Annotated in this window: 20 protein-coding genes; 4 read left to right on the forward strand and 16 right to left on the reverse strand. The window is 60.5% G+C overall.

Annotation, left to right across the window (positions count from 1 at the left end):
* The first annotated feature begins 100 nt into the window (after window positions 1-100).
* Window positions 101-523 carry a DUF1844 domain-containing protein gene (locus O3649_RS06755; protein ID WP_005507125.1) on the forward strand — a complete coding sequence of 141 codons (423 nt, stop codon included), beginning with the start codon at window positions 101-103 and terminating at the stop codon, window positions 521-523.
* Between the two features lie 178 nt (window positions 524-701).
* On the opposite strand, the gene O3649_RS06760 is transcribed toward O3649_RS06755, so the two are convergent.
* The 3 genes from O3649_RS06760 to O3649_RS06770 form a co-directional block, all read right to left on the reverse strand.
* Window positions 702-1484, reverse strand: a complete 783-nt coding sequence (locus tag O3649_RS06760) for a HisA/HisF-related TIM barrel protein (RefSeq protein ID WP_371573438.1) — start codon at window positions 1482-1484, stop codon at window positions 702-704.
* Window positions 1484-2242 carry a hypothetical protein gene (locus O3649_RS06765; RefSeq protein ID WP_005507123.1) on the reverse strand — a complete coding sequence of 253 codons (759 nt, stop codon included), beginning with the start codon at window positions 2240-2242 and terminating at the stop codon, window positions 1484-1486. Before O3649_RS06765 ends, O3649_RS06760 begins: the two co-directional genes overlap by 1 nt.
* Window positions 2243-2361: 119 nt before the next feature.
* Window positions 2362-2985: a LysM peptidoglycan-binding domain-containing protein gene (locus O3649_RS06770; protein WP_371573440.1), complete on the reverse strand. Its 624-nt coding sequence runs from the start codon at window positions 2983-2985 to the stop codon at window positions 2362-2364.
* 820 nt (window positions 2986-3805) lie between these two features.
* Between O3649_RS06770 and lexA the strand changes: the two genes are divergently transcribed.
* Entirely contained in the window at window positions 3806-4480 is a 675-nt protein-coding gene (lexA, locus tag O3649_RS06775) for a transcriptional repressor LexA (protein ID WP_005507121.1), read from the forward strand.
* Window positions 4481-4630: 150 nt separating this feature from the next.
* On the opposite strand, the gene O3649_RS06780 is transcribed toward lexA, so the two are convergent.
* Window positions 4631-6703, reverse strand: coding sequence for an ATP-dependent DNA helicase (locus O3649_RS06780; RefSeq protein WP_070614768.1), 2073 nt, complete (start codon window positions 6701-6703; stop codon window positions 4631-4633).
* Between the two features lie 6 nt (window positions 6704-6709).
* Entirely contained in the window at window positions 6710-8422 is a 1713-nt protein-coding gene (hflX, locus tag O3649_RS06785; protein ID WP_070614770.1) for a GTPase HflX, read from the reverse strand.
* A gap of 143 nt (window positions 8423-8565) precedes the next feature.
* Between hflX and O3649_RS06790 the strand changes: the two genes are divergently transcribed.
* Complete coding sequence (locus O3649_RS06790) at window positions 8566-9189, forward strand: class I SAM-dependent methyltransferase (RefSeq protein WP_070629139.1); 624 nt, start codon at window positions 8566-8568, stop codon at window positions 9187-9189.
* 124 nt (window positions 9190-9313) lie between these two features.
* On the opposite strand, the gene dapF is transcribed toward O3649_RS06790, so the two are convergent.
* From dapF to miaB, 4 genes are all read right to left on the reverse strand, one after another.
* Window positions 9314-10249: a diaminopimelate epimerase gene (gene dapF / locus O3649_RS06795; RefSeq protein ID WP_070629137.1), complete on the reverse strand. Its 936-nt coding sequence runs from the start codon at window positions 10247-10249 to the stop codon at window positions 9314-9316.
* 161 nt (window positions 10250-10410) lie between these two features.
* A complete protein-coding gene (locus O3649_RS06800; protein WP_371573443.1) occupies window positions 10411-11562 on the reverse strand; it encodes an acyltransferase family protein in 1152 nt (383 codons plus the stop codon).
* A 73-nt stretch (window positions 11563-11635) separates the two neighbouring features.
* Window positions 11636-12550, reverse strand: a complete 915-nt coding sequence (gene miaA / locus O3649_RS06805; protein WP_371573445.1) for a tRNA (adenosine(37)-N6)-dimethylallyltransferase MiaA — start codon at window positions 12548-12550, stop codon at window positions 11636-11638.
* A gap of 84 nt (window positions 12551-12634) precedes the next feature.
* Complete coding sequence (miaB, locus tag O3649_RS06810) at window positions 12635-14149, reverse strand: tRNA (N6-isopentenyl adenosine(37)-C2)-methylthiotransferase MiaB (RefSeq protein ID WP_314365607.1); 1515 nt, start codon at window positions 14147-14149, stop codon at window positions 12635-12637.
* A 35-nt stretch (window positions 14150-14184) separates the two neighbouring features.
* Here miaB and O3649_RS06815 point away from each other — a divergent pair, with 35 nt between their 5' ends.
* Window positions 14185-15567: a hemin ABC transporter substrate-binding protein gene (locus tag O3649_RS06815; RefSeq protein ID WP_371573447.1), complete on the forward strand. Its 1383-nt coding sequence runs from the start codon at window positions 14185-14187 to the stop codon at window positions 15565-15567.
* Between the two features lie 168 nt (window positions 15568-15735).
* Here O3649_RS06815 and O3649_RS06820 read toward each other — a convergent pair whose 3' ends face one another.
* The 7 genes from O3649_RS06820 to O3649_RS06850 all read right to left on the reverse strand — a co-directional run bounded on the left by O3649_RS06820 (window position 15736) and on the right by O3649_RS06850 (window position 25140).
* Window positions 15736-17664, reverse strand: coding sequence for a regulatory protein RecX (locus O3649_RS06820; protein WP_371573449.1), 1929 nt, complete (start codon window positions 17662-17664; stop codon window positions 15736-15738).
* Between the two features lie 223 nt (window positions 17665-17887).
* A complete protein-coding gene (recA, locus tag O3649_RS06825; protein ID WP_314728481.1) occupies window positions 17888-18991 on the reverse strand; it encodes a recombinase RecA in 1104 nt (367 codons plus the stop codon).
* A 390-nt stretch (window positions 18992-19381) separates the two neighbouring features.
* Window positions 19382-19603, reverse strand: a complete 222-nt coding sequence (locus tag O3649_RS06830; RefSeq protein WP_070616870.1) for a DUF3046 domain-containing protein — start codon at window positions 19601-19603, stop codon at window positions 19382-19384.
* Between the two features lie 156 nt (window positions 19604-19759).
* Window positions 19760-20167: a helix-turn-helix domain-containing protein gene (locus tag O3649_RS06835; protein WP_005507109.1), complete on the reverse strand. Its 408-nt coding sequence runs from the start codon at window positions 20165-20167 to the stop codon at window positions 19760-19762.
* A 251-nt stretch (window positions 20168-20418) separates the two neighbouring features.
* Complete coding sequence (locus tag O3649_RS06840) at window positions 20419-21009, reverse strand: CinA family protein (protein ID WP_371573452.1); 591 nt, start codon at window positions 21007-21009, stop codon at window positions 20419-20421.
* A gap of 100 nt (window positions 21010-21109) precedes the next feature.
* Complete coding sequence (gene pgsA / locus O3649_RS06845) at window positions 21110-21757, reverse strand: CDP-diacylglycerol--glycerol-3-phosphate 3-phosphatidyltransferase (protein ID WP_371573455.1); 648 nt, start codon at window positions 21755-21757, stop codon at window positions 21110-21112.
* A gap of 200 nt (window positions 21758-21957) precedes the next feature.
* Window positions 21958-25140 (reverse strand): DNA translocase FtsK 4TM domain-containing protein, encoded by a 3183-nt coding sequence (locus O3649_RS06850; protein ID WP_371573457.1) that lies wholly within the window; start codon window positions 25138-25140, stop codon window positions 21958-21960.
* Window positions 25141-25192 lie beyond the last annotated feature (52 nt).

A 25192-nucleotide genomic window follows, 5' to 3' on the forward strand; every position in this document is an offset into this window, starting at 1 on the left:
ACACCATAAAAATTGCGGAGACTCCCCCAGAAAGTCCACAGAAGCACCCACTCTTAAGGACGCATTTACCGAAACAAACGAAATATGAGATTCTAAGACTATGAGCACTGAAAACACGAACTTCCGCTTCACTGCGGAAGAAGAAACCCCCGTACACGGCCACACCGAACTCACCGAAGAGCAGGTCGAAGCCGTCAACGAACAGCTGCGCGACATCGCCGACGTACCCGCCATCGAAATCATCAGCTCCGCAGCCATCCACATGATGAGCGCCGCAGCCGTCAAGTGCGGCCTGGCGGCAGACGAAAACGCCGACGACCTCAAGGACCTCGACGAAGCACGCAAGCTCATCACCGCGCTGGCAGGCCTCGTCACCGCCGCAGCACCCGAAATCGGCTCCCAGCACGCAGCACCCCTGCGCGACGGCCTGCGCACCCTGCAGCTCGCCTTCCGCGAAGCATCCCCCTTCCCGGACGAGCCCGGCAAGGGCCCCGGCGAAAAGCTCACCGGCCCGGTCTACTAAACCGTACCCGGTCTATTCACAGCGAAGCCCCGTCTCCCTCACACTGAGGAAGATGGGGCTTCGTCATATATAAAGCCTGTGCGAGCCTGTGCGGATAAGAAATCTACGCGGGCTAGATAAGCGGACTAACGCGAACCGGCAGCTTTAGCGGGCGCCCAATGTATCAGGAACGGTAGCTTTAGCGGGAACCAGCCGCCTCAAGAGCCTGCTCAAAACTAAAGTTACCCACATACAGCGCCTTACCCAGCACCACGCCCTCCAAACCATAAGGCACCATGGAATGCAGCTTCTCAAGATCAGCCAGCGACGCCACACCACCGGACGCCACCACCCGGCAGGCAGTCTGAGCCAGCACCTCATCCAGCAGCTCCGCACCGGGACCAGCCAGGGAACCGTCCTTGCTCACATCCGTAACGATATAGCGGCGCACGCCCGCACTCTCCAGCCACGCCAGCGCCTCCGCCAGGTCAGGGCCCGACCAGTCGGTACCGCGAGCCACAGTCACCCAGCCCCGCTCAGGGTTATAGCGGGCATCGAGCCCAAGAGCCAGAAGATCAGAATCGGCATAACGAGCCAGAGTGCTTTCAAGCCAGGAAGAATCCGCCAGAGCCGCACTGGTCACGTTCACGCGATCCGGGTTCAGGCTCAGGGCGCGCTCCAGACTCTCAGCATTACGCACACCGCCGCTGACCTGAATACGAACCGGGGCAGAGCTCTGGGCATTCTCGGCACGGACGGCAGCAACCACCTCAGCCAGAACCTCAGTATTCGTGCCGCGACCAAACGCCAAATCAAGGTCAACCAGGTGAATCCAGCGAGCACCAGCCTTCACCCAGGTCAGAGCCGCCTCAACAGGGTCGAGGCGCTGTTCACCACCGGACAGGGTGCCGCCCACCGGGCGCACCGCGTAGCCTTCAGAAATATCAACAGCGGGCAGAAGTTCAAGAACGGGTGCAGACATTAGTTACCTCCCGCAGCAGTAGCGGAGTCGCCAGAAGACAGAGACTCAGAAGACAGGCGACCGGTCACCGCCAGGGACGCAACCCAGCGGCGCATAAACTCCGCCCCCAGCTCGCCAGAACCTACCGGGCAGAACTGCACCGCCGTCAGCGGACCGTTCTCAACCGCCGCGATATAGGCGGGCTCGGTGACAGTCCAAGTCACCGCCGGAGGGGCAATATATTCAATGCTCTGATCAAAAGCCCACTCAAAAACGCCGTGCTCAGATTTGAAGTGAGCCTCGCCCTCAAGATCCTTGAGCAGCGCACTATCGGCGGACGGGCGCAAAGTAGCAACACCGGGAGTTACCTCGCGGGTAGAAAGCTCCACGCCCTCGCCGGGCCACTCCCCCATGCCCTGCACCTGAACCTGCCCCATCTGCGGATGCTCCACCGTAATAGAGTCAAAGAGGCAGCTCAGTGCCGCACCGGCAACCAGCACCGGACGACCGCCGGCAACACGGCGGCCAATCACGCGCTCAGCGTCCTTAGCTTTCAGATCTTCATATGCCTCAAGAGAGCTCGCACCGCCGGTAACCACCATACCGTCAGCCTCACGCAGCTGATCAGGCACAGCAGTCACGATGACCTCCGCCCCCGCATCCTGAAGAAGCTTCACCAGGGCGCCACGAGTTCCGGGTTCACCCAAAACGGCAACCACAGGACGAGCGCTCTGCATGGTTTCAGTTTTGACGGGTGTGGATTCAGCGGGGACAGGCATCGATGCGCTCCTATTTCATAGGCTCAAGAATTCGGTTCAAGCGCTCTAGCTTGAGAGATAGAGGGCTCGGAGTCAAGACATCAGCCTCACGCAGAAGCCAACCACATACGGGTCCGTACTTAGCGCTGAGTCTGAGGAATTTCCAGACGCTGACCGGCATCAACAGAGGTGCTGGTCAACGAGTTCAACTCCATAATACGAACCACAGTATCACGGGTGTCACCCTGCGGATTCACCGCCTGAGCAATATCCCACAGGGTCTCTCCGTGCTTGACCACAACGACGGTTCGAGTCACCGAAGCGTTCTCCACAGAAGCAGAAGCCGCCGGGCCAAAGAAGCTAATAGCACCGAGCACAATCAGCGCCGCCAAGGTCAGCAGAGGCAGACCCTTCAGGAAACCGCGCACAGTGCCAAGACGACGAATAGAAGCGGGAACCGCGCGCAGAAGCTCGCCGCCCTTAGCCAGAAGAGCACTCTTCGCGCCAGGCGCCTGAGCCGCAGAAGATGTCTGAGCAGAAACGGCGGGGGTAGAAACGGCGGGAGCGTGGGCGGGCTGAGCCACCTGCGCAGGACGGGGTGCATGAGCCGCACGAGAAGAGCGAACAGACGGCGAAGACACAGGCACACGAGAACGCCCCTGCGCAGTGCGGGCAGGCGCGGTGCGGGCGGGGTGAAGTACCACCAAACCTGCCGGAAGGTGTGCAGAAGTGCCACGAGAAGCAATAGGTGCTGCAGTAGTCATTGTGGTTCCTTTCTCTCAGCTCGCCCCGGGGTTACCCCGCGGGTCTAGCAATGCCGAGCGATACCCGCTCGGAGGTCCTAGTTGAGTGATAACTATGGAGTGGTGATTGTTAGGCGATAACTATTGGGTAGCTATTCTCTAGTTAGGTCAGAGCGTCGGATGCACCGGGCTGCGCCGGGTTGCACCGGGTTGTCCCGGCTCCCCATCCCCTGCGCTCTCTCTTCACCAGATGCTCCCTAGAGCATCCGAGGTAGAACATGCGAAGAGAGAGGCAGAGGATTCGAATACATTCGAACACTCATTCACTCTCCTCCCCCGAAAGACTCCGGGTCGAATCTTCGAATATTTTTCGAACATCCACCCGTAAATCCTGAATTTCAGGAGAGATTCAAGAGTATATACGAACTCTTGTTCTAAAGTCTAGCAGAGATGTACTAAAAATTTCTTCGAGTTTCGAAGAAAAAATCTAGAATATTTGTTTGAGTTTTTCGGTGTAGTGTTCTACACTGGTGTCAAGAGACGTTCCACACGCTCCTGATGAGTCCTACTCACAGCAGGTTTCTGTACCCGCTACAGCTTGGTTCTGTATCGAATGCAGGTGCTACTGACTGAGTTTTACAGGGCGGAGACGCATACTCGTTGCCTTGCGTATCGCTCCGGTATCGCTCCGGCACGGATAGAATTCCTCCACCCCCTGACGAGATAAGACCCATTTCGGCAGAACCAAAAAATTTTTAGGACACCATCGGAAAACGTGTGAAGCACCCATCCGTGCCCCGACCCGAATACAAAGGCCGGAGTACAGACCGAAGGAAAAGAAATGGCAACAGCACCCCGTCCGGCGCTGACCGCGCGCCAGCAGAAGATTCTTGACGCGATCCGCACCGAGATTGAACAAAAGGGTTACCCGCCGTCCATGCGCCAGATTGGTGACATGGTGGGTCTTGCGTCCCTGTCCTCGGTCACCCACCAGCTCGGTCGCCTCGAGACCATGGGCTACATTCGCCGTGACCCCAAGCTCCCCCGCGCCATTGAGGTGCTGGATGAGAACGGCGTCGGCATCCACGGTAGCGCTTCCTCTTCCCTGCCCGAGCTGCCGAACTTCGAAGTCGGCGATGAAGACCTCGTACCCGTTCCCCTGGTTGGACGAATTGCAGCGGGCGGTCCCATTACTGCTGAGCAGTCCGTGGAGGATGTGCTCGCCCTGCCCCGTCAGCTGGTCGGTAACGGCAAGCTGTTCATGCTCAAGGTCAAGGGCGATTCCATGATTGACGCCGCAATCTGCGACGGCGACTGGGTGGTTGTCCGCGAGCAGCACACCGCAGACAATGGCGATATTGTTGCTGCGCTACTTGACGACGAGGCAACTGTGAAGGTGTTCCGTCAGGTCGACGGCCATACCTGGCTCATGCCGCGCAACTCCAACTACGAGCCGATTATGGGCGACCGCGCAACCGTCATGGGTAAGGTCGTCTCCGTGCTGCGTAGTCTCTAAAAGATGCAGTCTCTAGAGACATAACCGCTAGGCTTTTAGCTCTATATAAAAATCACCCCGGTGACACGTGAATGTTCACGTGTCACCAGGGTGATTTCTATATTTCCAAAGCGGAAGGTGCGGTGCAGCCAGGAATGGAATCCACCCGAGCTAACGCTCAATACTCGCCGAAAGACGAGCCAGCGCGCCAATTACGGCTGCCTTATTCTGGGTCGACCACATCGGCGGCATAGCCTTCATCAAGAAACCGCCGTAACGCTTGGTTGCTACACGAGAATCCAGCACAGCCACCACGCCGCGGTCAGACACCGAACGGATTAGGCGACCGGCGCCCTGCGCCATACGAATCGCCGCGTGGTGAGCAGAAACCGCCATAAAGCCGTTACCGCGGTGACGGTTCACTGCCTCCGTACGAGCCTGCGCAATCGGGTCATCCGGGCGGGGGAACGGGATGCGGTCCATCACCACCAGGCGGCAAGAGTCACCGGGAACGTCCACGCCCTGCCACAGGCTCATCGTGCCGAACAGGCACGAATCGACGTCCTCGCTGAACTCTTCCACCAGAGCCTTGAGCGAAGACTCGCCCTGCAGAAGAATGTTCAGGTCGCTGTGCTCACGCATGTATTCGGCGGCACGCTCGGCGGCACGCTTCGAGGAGAACAGGCCCAGGGCACCGCCTTCCGACGCCTCGCACAGCTCACGCAGACGCTCCAGCTGACCTTCATGCACACCGAATCCCGGAGGTTTCAAATCCCCGGCGACGTACATGATGCCCTGCTTGCGGTAGTCGAAAGGCGAACCTACGTCGATGCTCGTCCAGCGCGGCGCGCCCTCACCCTGCAGTCCCAGGGCACCGGCGGCAACGTCAAAAGAGTCACCCACTGTCAGGGTCGCACTCGTCAGAATCACGGTGCGGTCAGCGAACAGACCGTCACGTAGCTGCAAACCGACGCTCAAGGGGGCGATGTTCAGGGTCGCCGGGTCGGTATCGGAAGCAGCCACATAGCGGCCGTTCTCCCAACCACCCTGACGAGAAATCCACAGCACGTCCTGCTCGCCCGAAGCCTCCAGGATGCGGCTACTCATATCGTGTACCTCAGAGACACGCGAGCGCGCCATCTGCAGGCCGGCGTCAACGTCCTGACCGTCCGGTTTGGTATCGGACAGGGCGGTGCGGGCGGCATCATTGACCGCAGAAATAGCAGTCAAAAGGCGACCGTCCAGGCCCTTCAGCAGGCCTTCGGCAAGACCCTCGAACGCGGTCTCCAAGGTGCCGGCAGCCATTTCCAGTGCGCCGGAATCAGCCTTCGAATGCTTCTTTACGCTACGCGCCGCACGGCGAACCATCGCAACCGTCAAAGAACCAGACACGGCACCGGTCACGCGGTCCACCAGCTCATGAGCCTCATCAATAATGACCGTCTCATGTTCGGGCAGAACCTTCATGCCCTCGAAAGCGTTAATCGCCAGCAGGGCGTGGTTCGTGATGACGATATCAGCTTCAGCGGCACGGCTACGCGCCATCTCGCTAAAGCACTCTTCCACCAGCGGGCAGCGGCGGCCCAGACACTCGGCGGCGCTCACCGATACCTGAGCCCATGCGCGGTCAGAGACGCCGGGCTTCAGCTCGTCACGGTCGCCGGTCTCCGTGCGGTCGGCCCACTCGCGCAGGCGCACCACTTCCTCACCCACGCGGGAGGTCGAAGAAGGCATGTCAAAGAGAGCATCCGGCTCGTCTTCCGGGTAGCCGCCCTCCAGCTTGTGCAGGCAGAGGTAGTTATTGCGGCCCTTGAGCAGAGCCACCTGCGCCTGCGATTCAGGGCGCGGCTCCAGCGCTTGTAGAAGACGCGGAATATCGCGGTTCACGATCTGCGCCTGCAGGGCAAGGGTCGCCGTCGCAACCACAATCGGCTGGTCCGACTCCCCCACCCGCGCCAGGGCAGGAACCAGGTAGCCCAGGGACTTACCGGTACCGGTACCCGCCTGGACCAGCAGGTGACGCTGCAGTTCAAGAGCCTGCGCCACATGCGCCGCCATGGTGCGCTGACCGGCACGATTCTGACCGCCAGTGGCGGCAACCGCCTCATCCAGCAGGGTCAGGGCGTCCTTCGCACCGGGCAGGGTCTCAAGCTCCTGCCCGGTAAATCGGGTGCCGTCGGTTGCCGGTTCGGGTGCAGTTCCCGGGGCGTTTTTAGGCGCGTTGATGCTCTCGGTCACGCTCATCCGCCCTTAGAGAGCCTCAGAGGTAGAGGGCTGCTCGGAAACAGATGCGGTCGCTTCAGCCAGGGCGTGTGCCTCCGCAAGTTCCTCTTCCAGAACCTCCAGCAGGTCGCCCTCCAGCACATACTCGGACAGTTCGGAGGCGACATCCTCACGAACCAGCGCCACCACGAAGGTGCCGTCCGATACGAAATCGGTGCTCTTAATTTCGGCGTCCCACTCGTGCAGGCGCGAAATAATCTCACCGTGCGAGTACGGAATCAGCAGCTTCACCTCAATGGAGGGGCGCGGAATGGTGTCCGCAATCTTCTGCTTCAGCTCCTCAATACCCTCACCGGTACGCGCCGAAACAATCACGTGCTCCGGCTCGCGCTGGCGCATACGCTCCAGCACGAACGGGTCGGCGGCATCCGCCTTATTCAGCACAATGATCTCGGGGATATGGCGGGCGTCGACCTCCGCGATGACCTCGCGGACAGCACGAATCTGCCCCTCCGGGTCCGGGTGCGAAGCATCCACCACGTGCAGGATAACGTCAGCGTCAGCGACCTCTTCCAGGGTGGAGCGGAACGCCTCCACCAGCTGGGTCGGCAGCGAACGCACGAAACCCACCGTGTCAGAGAGGGTGTAGCCGATACCGTCCGGAGTCTGAGCCTTACGGACGGTCGGGTCCAGGGTCGCAAACAGCGCGTTCTCCACGAGCACGCCGGCGTCGGTCAGGCGGTTCAGCAGGGAGGACTTACCCGCGTTCGTGTACCCGGCGATAGCCACCGAAGGCACGCGGTTACGGCGACGGTTCAGACGCTTCGTCTCACGCGCCGGCGCCATCGCAGCAATCTCACGCTTAAGCTTCGCCATGCGAGCGCGCAGGCGGCGGCGGTCCATCTCAATCTTGGTTTCACCGGGACCACGCGAACCGATACCCTCACCGGCTGCGGCGCGGCCACCCGCCTGACGGGACAGGGAGGCACCCCAACCACGCAGACGCGGCAGCATGTACTCCAGCTGAGCCAGCTCAACCTGCGCCTTACCCTCGCGGGACTTAGCGTGCTGAGCGAAAATGTCGAGAATCAGGGCGGTGCGGTCAATGACCTTGACCTTCACGATATCTTCGAGGGCACGACGCTGCGAGGGAGCCAGTTCGGAGTCGACAATGACGGTGTCGGCGCCGGTCGCCTCGACAATGTCCTTGAGTTCCAGCGCCTTACCGGAGCCGAGGAAGGTGCCGGGGTCCGGCTTGAGGCGGCGCTGAACCAGGCCGTCCAGAACCTCGGAACCTGCGGTTTCAGCCAGTGCCGCGAGCTCACGCAGGGAGTTCTCTGCGTCCTCTACGGTGCCTTCAGTCCACAGGCCAGCCAGCACCACGCGCTCCAGGCGCAGCTGGCGGTACTCGACCTCGGTGACGTCTTCAAGTTCGGTGGAGAGGTTCGCGATACGGCGCAGTGCGCGGCGCTCAGCGAGATCTTCCTGGTCACCGTCATATTCGGAGTGCTCGCGCTGAACGTCAGAAATTTCGCGCGCACGAGTATCCAGCACACGGCGGCTATTGTTGCCGTGGGTGCTGGAAGAATTATCGCTGTGATGCGCGGTACCGGCGGCGTCATACGTCGTGACAGAGGCGGCCGCCTGGGAGCGGCCCAGAACGCGGTCTACGGTGCGGCGTAGCTGCTCATCGCTGGGCAGCTTTTCGGTATCAGATACGGGGGTGTTCTTAGAATTCATACGACTCTAATTCTACCGCCGTTGCCCGCATCGGGTAGGGGGTTCGGTCGCCTGTGCGCTCAGGGCGTGCAAGCTGCTGACCTGCCCCGTGCATTCTCTGCCCGTGTGCGGCGGGTTCTTGCCCTACCGGTACACTGGATAGCATGAGCGAGCAGCATTATTTCTCTGAAACCCCCGAGACCGAGTTCAAGCCCCGCCCCGTGCAGGTGGAGCTTGCCGGCCGCAAGGTCACCGTCACCACAGCTAACGGCATTTTCAGCCCCTCCGGCATTGATAAGGGCACCGCTATTTTGCTGCAGGAAGCACCCGACCCGCAGGGCGAACGCATGCTCGACATCGGCTGTGGGTGGGGACCCATCACCCTGACTTTGGCGATGCTCGCCCCGCAGGCGCAGGTGCACGCGGTGGATGTGAACTCCCGCTCCATTAGCCTGACCGAACGCAACGCCGCCGCTCTCGGCCTGTCCAACGTCACCGTGGGAACCCCCGAATCGGTTGACCCCGAACTGCGTTTTGACACCATCTGGTCGAACCCGCCGATTCGCGTGGGCAAGGAGGTTCTGCACGAGATCCTGCTGACCTGGCTGCCTCGCCTGGCGCCCGGTGGTAACGCCTACTTGGTGGTTCAGAAGAACCTGGGCTCCGATTCTTTGCAGAAGTGGATGGACGCGCAGCTTGAGGAGCTGCACCCCGGCGAATTTGAAGTGTCGCGCTATGCGACCTCGAAGGGTTTCCGTATTCTGCAGGTGCACCGCTACGAGGACTAAAACCTCTAGCGCTAACTGCTTAAAACATAAAAGCGGCGGGTGTTTTCTGAATGTGTTGTCAGAAAACACCCGCCGCTTTTGTCTATAAAATCTCTGGTCTAGGACTGCTCGCTACCGCAGCAGACTATCGCAGCACGACGGTCGAAACCATCTGCGCCGGACCAGCCAGAACAACATGCTCCAGGTCGTCCGGACCCAGCACGAAAGTCACCGCGAGGGTACCGCCGGGCACATGCACCAGCCACTCATCCGGTGCTTCCTCGCCGCCCCAGAAACGGGTCGCCGCAGCCGCCGCACACGCGCCGGTACCGCACGACAGAGTCTCGCCCACGCCGCGTTCGTGCACACGCATACGGATAGCGCCCACATGCGCGCCGCTCTCAACGTCCAGGTCGACCGGCACCACAAACTCAACGTTCGTGCCGTTGACCGGGGCGGGGTTCACCTGAGGCAGGCTGTGCAGGTCCAGGCCGTCCAGCTTACCGTCGGAGCCGAGCATCACCACGGTGTGCGGGTTACCCATCGAAATGGACAGGCCAGCACGCGGAGTCTTCAGACCGCGAGCAGACACCAGGCAGTCCTCGCCACCCTCGCGGGCAGCCTCACCGTGAATGAAGCTCCACGGACCCATATCAATCGCGTAACCCTCTTCGGTGCGCGCCACAGTCTTCACGCCGGCACGGGTACCGATCTTGACGGTCTCGCCCACCTCAAGCTCAATCAGGCCCTCAGTGCGCAGGTACTCCACGAACGCGCGCACACCGTTGCCGCACATTTCAGCGATAGAGCCGTCACCGTTGCGGTAGTCCATAAACCAGACAGCGTCCGGGTGCTCCTCGAGCAGCTTCTGGCCCGCGCGGGAGGCGGTGCTGCGGGCAGCACGAATGAAGCCGTCCGCACCAATGCCGAAGTGTCGGTCGCAGGCGCGGGCTACCAGCTCGGGGGTGAGAGCAATTTCTGCGTTCTCGTCCGTCAGAAAGATGAAGTCGTTACCGGTGCCGTGACCCTTGGTGAGGGTCAGGCCTGCCAGCTCGCCCCAGGTGGAAGGGTTCTCGCTCATATGCTGTCCTTAAGGTTGGTGACCTGTCCGTTTATGATTTTACCGCGCCAGATGGTGAACCAGGCATTCTTCCTCGGAAATACTTCTGCGGCTCCCGGTTCACTTGATGAGTTCGTCAAGATTACCGAAAGCCGCAGAAATAGGCGGGATACTTTACCGGTTTATGAAGATGCCGCTACGGTGTCTGTGGGACGATCGCGACGAATGCGCAGAAGCTTGCGATCCTTCAAAGCCAACGCAGGTTTCTCAACATACAGCCAAGACAGCCACGCCAGACCAACGGTGATAGCAAAAGTGATGATGGCGTTCAGAACCCAGCCCAGCGATGCACTACCGAAAATTGTCAACAGAATCTGCACCGGGAATGCATAGATGTACACGCCGTAAGAGATATCGTTCTTACTGCACCAACGGGTTTTAATAGCTGCGCTCAATGCCAAAACCCCGTAAGTAGCAGGCAAAGCCATATAACCCGTCATTTCACTTTCCCAGAAGAAAGTTGCTACAAAGCTGATAAAGGTTAAGGCAATTCCCAGAGAAGCGCTATACACAATTCGCTTGCCCCACACGTAGAAGAGGGTCCCGGCAAAGAAATACATGCCAAGACGGAGAGAATTGTTCACAAAGCTATCGGGGGTATAGCCAGTGAAGTGGAAAAATTGAAATACACCAAAAAACATCACAAAGATGCTTGGCACTAACCACTTCGAACTTTTTCGGATGAACGAAATATAAAAAATAGGAATCAACGCAAGGTATGCAAGGAACTCATATTGGAGAGTCCAAGTAGATCCATTCCAAATACCTGACCACGGGATTCCCGTAGGCCCACCCAAAAAAGTAATCTGCCTAGTTTGCAAATCAAAGTTTCGAAGGACATATCCAGCCGCACTCTTAAAAGAGAAGGGGTCAGATGCATGACCGGTAGCAACTGAAATCGGTCCACAAACGAAGACAACGAAGAGTAGAGACACCCAGTAACCCGGAAAAATCCTGAGGGCGCGACGCTTCAAATACCCAACCACTGTACCCCTCTGGGCGCTGTGCGCAATGAGAAAACCAGAGATACAGAAAAAGAGGTTAACGGCCCAATGCCCCAACGAATCAATGTAAATGGGAGCAGGAATACCTAGTATTCCAGCGTTGTATTTAATAAGCGGCGCTGAGTGGGCGACAATAACGGAGCTTGCAAGAACGAAGCGAATAAAGTTCAGTGAATTCGTTCCGCCTAGAATGGCATCGTAGAGGGAACGCGGAGTGGATTCTGCCGCGGACAGAGTGGCAGAATTTTTTGTATGTGATGTGAGTGACATATTTCCTCTATGGTTGAGTCGAATATGTCCCCCAGAGTAACCCAACTTCCCCGAATTTAGTACTTCTGCTTGCTTATTTTTGCAAAATTGTAGCCAACGCCTCATCAGCAAGGGTGGGTGAGAGCGCATCCAGCCAGTGCACGCGCGGATCCGCACGGAACCAGGTCAGCTGGCGGCGCGCAAACTGGCGGGTCGCAATGGTTGTATCCTCAATCGCCTGCTCCACGCTGTAGTCCGCATCCTCAAGGGCGCGAGCGAACTGCGCGTAACCAATCGCGCGGGAGGCAGTCTTACCCTCCTGCAGTCCCTGCTCGTTCAGGGTACGAATCTCATCGAGCAGACCCTGCTCGTGCATCAGCTCCACGCGGCGGTGCAGACGCTCGTGCAGCAGGGCACGATCCATATCCAGACCAATCTGAATACTCTCCGTCACGTACTCGCGCACCGGCATGAACGCCGAGAACGGGCGGCCCGTCACCTCGAACACCTCCAGGGCTCGAATAATGCGGCGCTCATCCTTCACGCGCGCCGCCGACTCCGGGTCGACCTCCGCCAGGCGGGCGTGCAGAACACCAATACCCTCGGTACGCGCTTGCTCCTCCAGGCGCTCACGCACCCGCGCATCCGTGCCGGGGAACTCCAACTTATCCAGAGCGGCACGCACATACAGGCCGGAACCACCCACCAGAATCGGGTAGCGGCCACGGCCGCGGATCTGCTCAATCAGCTCACGGCTACGCTCCTGGAATTCCGCCACGGACGCCTCATCCCGCACATCCATAATGTCCAGCAGGTGGTGCGGAACGCCGCGCATCTCCTCCGCAGTGACCTTCGCGGTACCGATATCCATACCCCGGTAGAACTGCATGGAGTCAGCGTTAATGCACTCACCGTTCAGGCGCTGAGCCAGCTCAATGGCGAGCGCGCTCTTCCCGGTGCCGGTCGGGCCCACAATAGCGATAACGGGCAGAGTTTCGGAGATAGTCATGCGCCCCATTCTACCGGTTCCCTCGCCCCCACTTGCGGTGGCGGCAAGAGCCCGAGGAACAGGGCGCATGATTCGTTATAGGTTTTAGGGGCGCAGACCGATGGTCGGCATGCCCAGACCCACCGGCGCACCGGGCACCTGGGTGGTACCGGTACCGCAAGAGTCAGCCTGGGAGCGGTCCCACGCGTCACCGGCGCGGGTGCGGCGCAGCTGGTACTGCTCGGCGGTCGGGTCAGAAATCAGGTGGAAGGAACCAGCCTCGGTAATGGGCACGGTGACCATGTCGCCGGGGCGGGGAGTCTCGCAACCCTCGGGCACCGAGAAGTGCACGAGGCGCTGGTCCGGGCCACGACCGGAGAGGCGGTGAGTCTGGTCCGCCTTACGACCTGCCTCCGCAACGACCATCAGCTCAACGGTCTTACCGAGCTGCTTGCGGTTCTCCTCACCGGCGATACGGTCCTGTAGGGCAATCAGACGCTCGTAGCGTTCCTGCACGACCTCCTTCGGGATCTGGTTCTCCATGGTCGCAGCGGGGGTGCCGGGGCGAATCGAGTACTGGAAGGTGAACGCGGAGGAGAAACGAGCCTGCTCCACAACCTTCAGGGTCTCCTGGAAGTCCTCTTCAGTCTCGCCGGGGAAGCCCACAATGATGTCGGTGGTAATCACGGCGTTCGGGATGCGCTCGCGCACCTTGTCCAGAATGTTCAGGAACTTCTTGGAACGGTAGGAGCGGCGCATATCCTTGAGCACCTTGTCGGAGCCGGACTGCAGCGGCATGTGCAGCACAGGCATGACGGTCGGGGTCTCCGCCATCGCGTCAATCACGTCGTCGGTAAACATTGCCGGGTGCGGGGAGGTGAAGCGTACACGCTCCAGGCCCTCAATCTCGCCGCAGGCACGCAGCAGCTTGGAGAATGCCTGGCGGTCGCCGAACTCCACGCCGTAGGAGTTCACGTTCTGGCCGAGCAGGGTCACCTCAATGGCGCCGTCATCGACCAGCGCCTGAACCTCGGCAAGGATGTCGCCGGGGCGGCGATCCTTCTCCTTACCGCGCAGAGACGGCACGATGCAGAAGGTGCAGGTGTTGTTACAGCCAACCGAGATAGACACCCAGCCGGAGTACACGTGATCGCGCTTAGTCGGCAGGGTGGAGGGGAAAACTTCGAGGGATTCGAGCAGTTCTGCCTGCGCCTCGTGGTTGTGGCGGGCACGCTCCAGCAGGGTGGGGAGAGCACCAATGTTGTGGGTACCGAACACGACGTCAACCCAGGGCGCCTTCTCAATGATGGCGTCCTGGTCCTTCTGCGCCAGGCAGCCGCCCACAGCGATCTGCATGCCCTTGTGGGCGCGCTTGACCGGTGCCAGCTGGCCAAGGTTGCCGTACAGGCGGTTGGAAGCGTTTTCGCGGACCGCGCAGGTGTTGAAAACCACCAGGTCGGGCTGGGTGCCTTCCTCAGCGCGAACGTAGCCGTTAGCCTCCAGCAGGCCGGACATTCGTTCGGAGTCGTGCACGTTCATCTGGCAGCCGAAAGTGCGCACTTCGTAGGTGCGGGGGCTGGTTTCGGGGGTCTGGGCGGAATCGCTGAGGGTCGAAGTCATGCCCTATAGGGTATCCGATGGGGGATAATGGCTCTATGCAGGTTTCCCTTAGTAGCAACTTTCCGGCTCTGTCACCGAACGATTCTTCCGCCCCCGCCCCTGACGGGGAGCTTCTAAACACCCTCATCGAGGAGGCGATTGCCGCCTACTCCCCCGTGCCGCCTCAGGCGAGCGCTGATTCTGCCTCGATGCGTCAGACCCTGGTGCAACTGCTCAGCTGGGCGCATTCTTTGGGGCAGGTGGCTGGCCGCGCGGTGGAGCGCGTGCAGATTCTGGGCACCGGCATGCGTTCCGTTGTGGTGCGTGTGGCGTATGAGCCTGCCGCCGAGTCTGCGCAGTCTTTCGAGTCTACACAGTCTTTGCCGACCTCGATTATTGTGAAGCGTTACCGCCGTAAGGATTCGACGGTGAACGCGGGCGGTTTCGGGTACCTGCGTGAGTGCTACGGTTTGGAGGCGCTGAACCGGCAGGTTCCGGGTCTGTTCCCGCAGCTCTACGGCGCGGATTCTGAGCTGCGTGTGCTGGCTCTGGAGGATGTGAGCGCCGGAACCGTTGAGGGCGAGCAGTATTCGGTTGCCCACGCTCTGCTGGAGGGCACCGAACAGCAGGCGCTGGACGCGCTGAACTACTACATTGAGGCGTACCGTTCCCTTGCCGCCAGTGGCATTATGGGCGAGGCGGTCGAGGATTACCGCCTGAACCTGGCGCGTGCTGACCGCAAGGCGCAGTTCCCGGGCGCTATTGCCTCGCCGGGGTTGGCCGAGCGCGGTTTGAAGAAGCTGTGCGGTGTGGCTGATGAGGCGCGCACCCCCGAGCACGATGCTGACAGCCCGGCTTCCAGCCCAGCCGCACATGAGGACGCGCCCGTTCTTCCCGCCGCCGTTGAAGAGCTGTCCTTCCGTTTCCGCCGCGTTCTGCAACCTTTCTTTACCAAGCGCCCGCCGGTACCCGAGCAGTTCAAGCTCAACCGCGGCAGGGTGTATATGCTCTCTTCGGGCGATTTTTCGCCGCAGAATGTGCTGATCGGTTCGGCGGACGGCGCGCAGGTGCGCATGGTCGATGCGGAGGGCACCTGCCTGCACCACCGCGGCTTCCCCTTCGTTGAGGCGATGCTGGGCTTCCCCTCCTCGCCGGAGTACCCGCGCTACCGGGTGGACCGCAAGAAGGCGCTGCCGCCGCTGTACTCTGCTCTCTTTGAGGACGCCCCGCTGGATGAGCACCTGGCGGAGGATTTGGCGGTGTGTACGGCGGTGACCGTGTGCGCCCTGTTGGAGTTGTACTCTTCTTCGGCGCGTTCCGATCTGTTGCCTCGTATTCGCCGTGAGGGTGCGCAGCTGATGCGCCTGCTGCTTGAGATCGCCGGTTCTCAGGATGCAACCCTCGCCGAGTTCGCGAACCGTCTGGGAGCCGCTGAATAGGCAACAGAGTAAACAGCGGATATAGCCTTCGACAAGGCGTTTGAAAAGCTCAAAAGTGTAAAGGGTGAGCCCACTACAGAGTATGTCTGTAGCGGGCTCACCCTTTTAGCTCATTGACGGATGCTCGTTGACGGTGCGTACCTGCTCGTCCCCTGCCAGGGTCGTGAACTACCAGAGCTCGTCCTCCGCACCGTAGGCGGCGAGTTCCTCACGAATCACCGACATCGACACCGAGGAGGAGTACCCGCGGCGAGCCAGCATCCCCAGCAGTCTGCGGGTCACCCTATCCTTTTCGGCGTGGTCGCTCAGATCCATGCCGGGGCGCAGCTTCTTACGCACCAGCTCGGCCGCGTCCTCGCGTTCCTGCTCGTCGGTGCGCTGAGCCAGCGCGTTCTCCGCCTCTTCACCGCGCACCCCGCGTTCAGCGAGCTCACGGCGTAGCGCGGCGCGGGAGAGCTTCTTGGTGCGACTCTTCTGCGCCACGAACGTTTGGGCGTATTCGGCGTCGTCAATGAGTTTTGCCGCTTCGAACTTATCGAGTAGCGGCTCAATGAGCTCCGCGTCGAATCCTTCTGCTTGCAGCTTCTTACGCAGCTGACCTCGGGTTTTTGCCGAGTACGCCAGCTGGTTGTACACGATGGTTTTAGCGCGTGTGTAGGGGTCTGTTTCTTCCGCGGCCCGGGCGGCACGCACCTTCTGCTTCCAGGAAGGCACGTTGCTTTCCGGCGGCGAGGAGGCGTGTCTCATCTGAGAGCCGCCCGGTTGGGAGCCGCCTGCTCGAGAACCGCCCTTTGGGGATCCAGCCGAAGCGGCACGGCGCTTTCCGGTACCGACGCCCTGTGCCTCCTCCTCGGCAATACCGCGGATGAGCGCTTCTTCGGCGGGGGTGAGTTCTTCGTTCAAGCTACTTCCCTCCCTAAATAGGTTGCTCCCCGAGCCGCGGCCCGCAGGACTCTTGCGGGTTTCCTCGTCGTCACTTCGAGCCCCGAAGGCGGGCGCGTAGGGCGAACGGCTCCGCATTTTCTCTTGCTGCACCGCACTCATGCGGCGGAACCCGCGCTTGTAGTCGGTGTTCTTGGAGGCACGCGAAGACTTGCGTTTCTTCTGCTTAGCCCGCTGAGCGGCTTGCCTCTCGATCTCTTCCTTCTCTTCGGCAGTGAGCCCCGATCCGATGGATGCGGCACCCGCTCGACTCATGCGCCCCGCCGCCATAGGGCGCGGCTCGGCGCCGCCGGGGATGAAGGCACGAGCGGGCGCTTCGTCAATGGAGACGGCGGGCAGGTTCGGGTCAACGAGCAGGCTGCGGCGCGGCGATTCGCTGTCTTCCTCAGAGCTACCACCTTCAGAACTGGCGGGCACAGCCTGCAGGGGCAGCTCGGGTACGCGGAACTCACCGGCGTAGTCGCAGCCGTTATCGCGGGCGATGCTTTCTTCAACAAAGCCGTGCGCGGCGGGGTGCCAGTCCGGGAACTCCTCAGCGGCTACCAAATCCGTGGTCCTGTTCCGCGCCCACTTTTTGGGTGCGTTTTCTGTGGCCGCTGACTTCTTCTTAGCCGCTAACTTCTTCTGAGGCGCGGGCTTTTCAGCCTGCCGCGCTTTCGGCTTGGGTTTCTGGGGTGCGGTTTCTTGGCCCCCACGCTGCTCCGCTATCGCTTCTGCGGGTGCCGCTTCGTCCGAGGGTACCCAATATTCCCCTGCATAATATTCCCCTGCGTACTCTGTTTCAGGGTACAAAGGCTCTGCCAGATACGGAGGTTCATCCTCGTAGGGAGGCTCGTCAGGGTATGGAGGCTCATCCTCATACGGGGGCTCTCCAACAATAGGAGGCGCAACAGCAGGAAACGTAGCAGAAGGAGGCGCCTCCCAACTGAGGGTAGGCTCCGCCAGGGCGGCGGGCGCCTCAAAATTGAGCGCTTCGAAGCCGCCTACCTCAACCGGAGGGGCAACAGGCTCAAAGGAAACAGAGTGACCAAGCGCTGAGGAACCAAAGTGCGGTTCGGTCGCCTCCAGCGCCGCAAAACCGGCGTCGCCGTCACGCGCGCTGTTTCGCTCGCGCTCTTTATGACCGTTCTGTTCCGTCATGCGCTGTTCCGCCATGTTCAGTTCCTCCTCTCCCCTGTGTTGGCTCTCTTCCTGACCCGTGCGCCGGGCTATACGGCGCTCCCCCATTGTAACGAGGCGTTGTCTCGGCGCCCCGATACTCTATTTAACGCGCTCCCGTGTAACGCGCCCCCGTTAACGACAGATTGCCGTGCACCGTGCGGAATGCACAGCACACGGCAATCAGTCGTGGCGTTAGCAAGAAGCTACGCGGGCCGGATTAGAATTCCTCAGCCAGCTCGTCCAGCGGGTCGTTACCCTCGGACTCAGTAGTTGCCTGCTCGTCAGCTTCTTCTTCAATGATGCCCAGCTTCACCAGAACCTTGTACTGCAGTTCTTCGGTGAGCTCGGGGTTGTCCTTGAGCAGCTTACGAACGTTCTCGCGGCCCTGGCCCAGCTGCTCACCATCGTAGGTGAACCATGCGCCGGACTTCTTGACGATGTCGTTCTCCACCGCCAGGTCCAGGATGCCGCCCTCAACGGAGATGCCCTCACCGTAGAGGATGTCGAACTCAGCCTGCTTGAAGGGCGGAGCCATCTTGTTCTTCACGATCTTGGCGCGGGTGCGGTTACCGATCGGGTTAGCACCGTCCTTAAGGGTCTCAATGCGGCGGATGTCGATACGGACCGAAGCGTAGAACTTCAGCGCCTTACCACCGGTGGTGGTTTCGGGAGAGCCGAAGAAGACGCCAATCTTCTCACGCAGCTGGTTGATGAAGATTGCGGTGGTGCCGGTTGCGGAGAGGCGGCCGGTAATCTTACGCAGCGCCTGGCTCATGAGGCGAGCCTGCAGACCCACGTGGGAGTCACCCATGTCGCCTTCAATTTCGGCGCGGGGTACCAGTGCGGCAACGGAGTCGACGACCACGATATCAACGGCGCCGGAACCAACCAGCATGTCCATGATTTCCAGCGCCTGCTCACCGGTGTCGGGCTGAGAGACCAGCAGCTGGTCGATATCCACGCCCAGCTTAGCCGCGTAAATCGGGTCCAGTGCGTGCTCGGCGTCAATGAATGCTGCCACGCCGCCTGCCTTCTGAACGTTCGCTACAGCGTGCAGTGCAACGGTGGTCTTACCGGAGGACTCGGGACCGTAAATCTCGATGACGCGGCCGCGGGGCAGACCGCCAATACCCAGAGCGGCATCCAGGGCGATAGCGCCGGTGGAGATAACCTCGGTCTTGGTGATTTCCTTATCGCCCAGGCGCATGACTGCACCCTTGCCGTAGTTCTTGTCGATCTGTGCCATCACGGCTTCAAGTGCCTTGGCGCGACCCTCTTCGGGAACGCGAGCTACGCTCTGAGACTTGGTGTTCTTAGCCACGGTAGTACCTCGTTCTTTGTGTTGTCAGTGGTTGACGGGAGTAATGTTTCTTCGGAATCGGTGGGACTCGTAATCGAGACCTTGAAGGTTTTGGCCTACCGGTTCCTTCTGAGACTACTCTAGGGTCACAGCCTGACAGGATAAGGCCATTTTTTAAAATCTGTGGAAAACTTTGAAGATTTTTCCGAAAAATTCCTGATGTGGAAAAGTCTAGCATGAATCGAACAAAATTACGACCCAGTTTCGAATAAATCGGATAGTGTTTCGGCATATATTTTCGAAAAACCCCGGATTATCGGCTAATTATTCGAAAATACCTCTCGCACAGGCGCTAGCACTCGAACAAACGGCAGGCCCCGCCCCTACGCGAGAAAGCGCCAGACTCACTACCTAGCGCAACGGCTCCTTATCGGGACCCAGGCGACGCTCCTGCGGAATCTCCTGCTCCTCACAGATCGCAAGCCACACATCCTTCGGGTTAACGCCCTGGTCCAGCGCCTCCGCAGCGGTCACATGGCCCAGCGCGCCCAGCACCAAGTCACGCGCCAGCACCGGCGCATACCCGGCACCGAACTCATACTCCATGCACGCCCAAAATTCGCTCAGCTTCACAAGCACTCCTTACGCTTCACCGCTAGTTCGCTTCATAATTCGTCACATCGCCCACATCTCGCCCGAGAGCAAACCGAGAATAAGCGATGCCGCACACCCACCTTACGGGGATGCACGGCATCGCTTCACGTTTAGTACGGCATGTGCCGCCTCGCGTTACTTCGAGAGAATGTAGTAATCGCTCTTGTACTGCTCAGACATTTCAGCCGGAACAGTATCCGGAATCTGAACGCCCTCGAGAACCGCCATACGGTCGGCAACCTCACGCAGCATCTGGGACATCGGAATATCCAGAGCCTGGCATATCCACGCCAGCAGTTCGGAGGAAGCTTCCTTCTGACCGCGCTCAACTTCGCTCAGGTAACCGAGGGAAACACGGGCACGCTGGGAAACCTCGCGCAGGGTGCGGCCCTGACGCTGGCGAACATCGCGAAGAACCTCACCGATTGCCTGTCGCAGGGGAACAACCTTAGCTTCCTCAACGACCGGGGCGACCTGTCGGGGGGTCTCCTCGATTTCCTTCCACTTAGTAATGCCATTAATCGATACGCGCTGCTTAGCCATGAGCTTCTATATCACTTTCCTGAGTAGGTATTCCCGACCTGCGGGACTGTACAGAGTTAAGCCTAACTGATTTTTGGAGCGTGAGCTAGGAGCCCCGCCATTTTCGTCCTCTTCTTACGGCTTGTATCTATTCAAACAGGCGAACCTATGCCTTTATTCCTACGGAGCTGAAAGAACCCTGTGAATATATTTGAACCGTAAATTTTTCTCAGGTAGGCGCCGCACAGCCCTACCCAGTCCAGCACAGTACGCTACGCCAGCTCGTTCTTGAGAACCCCACCGGCACCGCCGCGCACCGCACGCGCCAGCAAAGCAATCGCATCCGCGCTCGCCGCCGCACGAATCTGCGCCCGATCCCCCGAATAGTGGCGCTCAAACACCTCAGAACCGCCAGGGGAACACACGCCGATATAGACCGTACCCACCGGCTGGCCATCCGCAGGATCAGGACCGGCAACACCCGTGGTAGACACCGCATAATCGGCACCGCACACACGCGCCGCACCGACCGCCATCTGCACCGCCACCGCAGGATGCACCGCACCCTCACGCGCCAACAGCTGAGCGTCCACGCCCAGCACCTGAGCCTTCACCTCGTAGGCATAGGAAATCACGCCGCCGCGGTAATACGCGGATGCGCCCGGCACCGTACAAATCGCGCCGCCCACATCCCCGCCGGTCAGCGACTCAGCCGTAGCCACCAGCACCGGGCCCTCCTGGGCGGCGCGCAACTGCACCGCATCACGTAGCAACAGCGCCGCCGCCTCCGGGGTACCGGAGAAAACCTCAGCGGAGGAAAGCTCAGAGGACAGAGCATCTTCAAGTACGAGGGGAACCATCATTCTCTCCTTTCAGCGGCGAACCGCCGACCAAAACCTCACGCGGCACACAACGCACCGCAGGTACAGCGAAGGGGAGCAGCACACGCCACTCCCCTCACCTCTAATGACCGCCGCCCTGGGAGGCCTGAGCCTGCAACCAGTTACGACGCAAAATATACGCATCACGCACATACACCAGGCCGGTCCACACGGTAATCGCGGTGACCGCACCCATCAGAACCCAACCAGGAATCAGCCAGCCAAGACCCAGCTGACCCAGCGGCAGAAGCATCAGCACCAGCGCCACCGTCTGCAGCACGGTCTTAATCTTGCCACCCTTACTAGCGGCCATCACACCGTACTTAATGACGAACAGACGCATGATCGTAATGCCCCACTCGCGCAGCAGAATCACAATCGTGACCCACCACCACAGCTCACCCAGCGCCGACAGCACAATGAACGCCGCGCCGGTGAGGAACTTATCGGCAATCGGGTCAGCAATCTTACCGAAGCTCGTAATCAGGTTACGCGAGCGCGCCAGGTAGCCATCCGCCCAGTCCGTGAGCATAGCAAGAATGAAAATAATCCACGCCAGCCAGCGGTGCGTCGGATCAGCGGCACCAAAAGTACCGCCCGCAACCAGGGCAACGATGAAGAAAGGAACCGCAATAATACGCAGAACCGTCAACACATTCGGCACATTCCAGTTCGAAGGCTTCGCTGTGCTGACCGTACCGGCGGGTGCGGAATTGCGAGCTTCACTCATAACGGCTCCTTACGGGTAGATGGCTTTCGACGGTGAGAGACCGCGTACGCACCGACACCTAAACGTATCGGGGATACGCAAACACCCCGTACCGTCCATTATACGTGTGCCGTAGCAGACATCACGGGGACGATACGGGGTGCATGTCGCGCACTCACTCAGCCGAATGGACTCAGCCGAATGGATAGGGCACTGAAGGACTAGCGGCCGGTCAGCTGCCAAGCGTCCTCCGAGCCCTCATCATCGGGCTCATCGAAATAGTCGGTGACCGCTTCGCCCGGATCCACCGCGTTCGCGTACGGGTCGGCAGCCGGAGGTTCCTCACCGCGAATACGCGCCAGGGTCGCCTGCAGGTCATCCGGGCGGATGAGCACCTCACGTGCCTTCGAGCCCTCCGAGGGGCCCACCACGCCCTGCGACTCCAGCAGGTCCATGATGCGGCCTGCCTTCGCGAAGCCCATGCGCAGCTTACGCTGCAGCATCGAGGTCGAACCGAACTGGGTCGTAATCACAATCTCTGCCGCCTGCAGCAGATCGTCGAGGTCATCGCCGATTTCCTCATCAATCTGCTTCTTCGCGGCAGAGACCATCACGTCCTCACGGTAGATGGTCGGCGCCTGCTTCTTCACGTGCTCAACCACGGCGTGAATCTCAGACTCAGACACCCACGCGCCCTGAACACGCATCGGCTTCGAGGCACCCATCGGCAGGAACAGCGCGTCACCCTGACCGATCAGCTTCTCCGCGCCGGGCTGATCCAGCACCACGCGAGAATCAGTGACCGAGGAGGTCGCAAACGCCATACGAGACGGAACGTTCGCCTTAATCAGACCGGTCACCACATCCACCGACGGACGCTGGGTCGCCAGCACCAGGTGAATACCCGCCGCACGTGCCAGCTGCGTAATACGAACAATCGCCTCTTCCACGTCACGCGGGGCGACCATCATCAGGTCGGCGAGCTCGTCAACAATCACCAGCAGGTACGGGTACTCGTGCACCGTGCGCTTGCTACCGGGATCGGGCTGAACCTTACCCTCACGCACCGCCTTGTTAAAGTCGTCAACGTGCTTGTAGCCGTAGTGGGCGAGGTCGTCGTAGCGGGCGTCCATCTCACGAACCACCCACTGAAGAGCCTCAGCGGCCTTCTTCGGGTTCGTAATGATGGGCGTAATCAGGTGCGGAATACCCTCATAGGCGGTCAGCTCCACACGCTTCGGGTCAACCATCACCAGGCGCACCTGGTCGGGAGTTGCACGCATCAGAATCGAGGTGATCATCGAGTTCACGAACGAAGACTTACCGGCACCGGTCGCACCCGCGACCAGCATATGCGGCATCTTCGCGAGGTTCGCCAGCACGAAGCCGCCCTCAACGTCCTTACCCACACCCATGACCATCGGGTGGTGGTTCGCGTGAGCCTGCGGGGAACGCAGCACATCACCCAGGGCAACGGTCTCACGGTCCGTATTCGGGATCTCAATACCGATTGCGGACTTACCCGGAATCGGGGACAGAATACGAACATCCGGGCTCGCCACAGCGTACGCAATGTTCTTGCTCAGCGCGGTCACGCGCTCTACCTTCGTGGCGGGGCCCAGCTCAATCTCGTAGCGGGTCACGGTCGGGCCACGCGAGAAGCCGGTGACCTGCGCATCCACCTTGAACTGCTCCAGCACGTTCGTCAGAGCCTCAACCACGTGCTCGTTGACCTCGGAGGATTCCTTAGCGGGCGGGCCAGAAACCAGCATCTCCTCAGAAGGCAGCACGTACGCGCCGCGGGAGGATTGGACAACCTGCTCGCCGCGCGCCTGCTCGGTGGTTGCCACCTGAGTATTGTTCTGCAGCGGGCGGGATGCGCCAGCCTCGGGCGCTCGCGAAGCCGCGGGAGCCGCGTTCTTCGGGTGAGCACCGGGCGAGTGCATGCGGGTCGGAATCGGAGGCTGAGCCGCGGGTGCGGCAGGAGCCTGGGATGCGGAAGCCGGAGCGGCAGACTGCGCAGGGTTCACCACTTGGTGAGGCTTCGTCTGCGGTGCAGCTTCCTCAGAAGCGCCGAAGCCGTCATATGCCTCAACGTCAAAGAGAGGTTCCTCGCCAGGAATACGGTTCACGCGGCCGTTCGCCACGGCGGCGCGCTGCACCTGATCCAGGCGGGCTGCGGGTGCATCCGACGCCTCAACGTCGAAGAGGTCAGGGCTACTCGAATAAGCACCGTTCTGCGCAGACGTACCCTGGGCGGACGCGCCCTGCGCGGCCGGTGCCTGGTTGAGGCGACCGGGCAGACGGGACAGACGGTTCGGCTTAGCCGCCGGGCGCGCCTGCTGAGCGGATCCCTGCGCAGAGTCCTCCGACTGTACCGGCATCTGCGTGGTCTCCGGGTGGGTCTCATCCACCACGGCGCTCACGAATGCTTCATCACCGGCGTACTCGTCCAGGGAAGAATCGGTCGACGCAGCGGGAGCGATACCCAACCAGCCGCGCAGACGAGCGAACAGACCGCCAGACTTCTGAGCCGTACGTGCCGGCTTCTCATCCTCGTACAGGTAGCTGCGGTCGTGCTCCTCAGCGTTCAGGTCCACGGTCTGAGTCGCATCCGAAGGGCTATCCTTCGCGGAGGTTCGAGTCGTGCCGTTCGGCTTCTCGCCCAGAGCCAGACCGACCAGGTGCAAAGTACGCGGCACCACCTGACGAATCGGAGTGTTCGTCAGAACCATCAGACCGGCAATGCCCAGCAGCAGGTGAATCAGAATCTCAACGAACGCGATACCGCCGCTCACACGCACAATGGGGGTACCCAACAGCACGCCAGCCACGCCTCCGCCAGCCCAGACGGCATCAAAACCATCCGCGAAGGTCGGGTGACCCGCATGCCGAGCAAAGAACAAGGAGGTCGCCACCAGAATGATGAAGGAGCCCAACGCCACGCGGTTATTACGTTTAATCAGGTCGGGTCCACGGAAAACACACCACGCCATGATGAGGCAGAGCACCGGGACTAGCAGGGCGCCCTGACCGAAAATACCGCCCAGCATGGTGTGCCAGGCGTCCAGGGGCGCACGCAACAAACCGAGGGAGGTGTGGGCACGCCAGTTGTACCACTCCACTCCGGCGCTAATCAGGCCGAACAGCAAGATGGTGAGCGCGCCACCGTCACGGCGGTCTTCGGGCGCAAGGTCGGTGCGCACCGCGCCAATGGAGCGGAAGAGCCCACCGATAGCGTGAGCGATGCTCAGCCAGACGGAGGAGATAGCGCCCGCTACAGGGTTCGCCGCGTTGGCACCGCGCTGGGCACCGCCTCGGGAGGTGGTGCGCTTGCGGGTGGTCTTCTTAGTGTTTGCTTTAGTAGAGGTCGTGTTACGACCCTTCGTGGTCCGTGGAGCCATACCTTTTAGGGTATCAACCTTCCCGTTAATGTACCGATTCTTTCGTTATCAG

The organism is Rothia sp. 27098_8_29, assembly GCF_041432785.1.
Taxonomy (GTDB): Bacteria; Actinomycetota; Actinomycetes; order Actinomycetales; family Micrococcaceae; genus Rothia; species Rothia mucilaginosa.

Excerpts from the sequence above, each read along its gene's own strand:
- lexA (WP_005507121.1), top strand. The coding sequence starts at position 3,806 with ATGGCAACAGCACCCCGTCCGGCGCTGACCGCGCGCCAGCAGAAGATT.
- miaB (WP_314365607.1), bottom strand. The coding sequence starts at position 14,149 with ATGACTTCGACCCTCAGCGATTCCGCCCAGACCCCCGAAACCAGCCCC.
- O3649_RS06780 (WP_070614768.1), bottom strand. The coding sequence starts at position 6,703 with ATGAGCGTGACCGAGAGCATCAACGCGCCTAAAAACGCCCCGGGAACT.
- hflX (WP_070614770.1), bottom strand. The coding sequence starts at position 8,422 with ATGAATTCTAAGAACACCCCCGTATCTGATACCGAAAAGCTGCCCAGC.
- pgsA (WP_371573455.1), bottom strand. The coding sequence starts at position 21,757 with ATGAGTGAAGCTCGCAATTCCGCACCCGCCGGTACGGTCAGCACAGCG.
- O3649_RS06815 (WP_371573447.1), top strand. The coding sequence starts at position 14,185 with ATGCAGGTTTCCCTTAGTAGCAACTTTCCGGCTCTGTCACCGAACGAT.
- O3649_RS06770 (WP_371573440.1), bottom strand. The coding sequence starts at position 2,985 with ATGACTACTGCAGCACCTATTGCTTCTCGTGGCACTTCTGCACACCTT.
- O3649_RS06820 (WP_371573449.1), bottom strand. The coding sequence starts at position 17,664 with ATGGCGGAACAGCGCATGACGGAACAGAACGGTCATAAAGAGCGCGAG.
- O3649_RS06755 (WP_005507125.1), top strand. The coding sequence starts at position 101 with ATGAGCACTGAAAACACGAACTTCCGCTTCACTGCGGAAGAAGAAACC.
- dapF (WP_070629137.1), bottom strand. The coding sequence starts at position 10,249 with ATGAGCGAGAACCCTTCCACCTGGGGCGAGCTGGCAGGCCTGACCCTC.
- O3649_RS06840 (WP_371573452.1), bottom strand. The coding sequence starts at position 21,009 with ATGATGGTTCCCCTCGTACTTGAAGATGCTCTGTCCTCTGAGCTTTCC.
- O3649_RS06790 (WP_070629139.1), top strand. The coding sequence starts at position 8,566 with ATGAGCGAGCAGCATTATTTCTCTGAAACCCCCGAGACCGAGTTCAAG.
- O3649_RS06835 (WP_005507109.1), bottom strand. The coding sequence starts at position 20,167 with ATGGCTAAGCAGCGCGTATCGATTAATGGCATTACTAAGTGGAAGGAA.
- O3649_RS06760 (WP_371573438.1), bottom strand. The coding sequence starts at position 1,484 with ATGTCTGCACCCGTTCTTGAACTTCTGCCCGCTGTTGATATTTCTGAA.
- miaA (WP_371573445.1), bottom strand. The coding sequence starts at position 12,550 with ATGACTATCTCCGAAACTCTGCCCGTTATCGCTATTGTGGGCCCGACC.
- O3649_RS06765 (WP_005507123.1), bottom strand. The coding sequence starts at position 2,242 with ATGCCTGTCCCCGCTGAATCCACACCCGTCAAAACTGAAACCATGCAG.
- O3649_RS06850 (WP_371573457.1), bottom strand. The coding sequence starts at position 25,140 with ATGGCTCCACGGACCACGAAGGGTCGTAACACGACCTCTACTAAAGCA.
- O3649_RS06800 (WP_371573443.1), bottom strand. The coding sequence starts at position 11,562 with ATGTCACTCACATCACATACAAAAAATTCTGCCACTCTGTCCGCGGCA.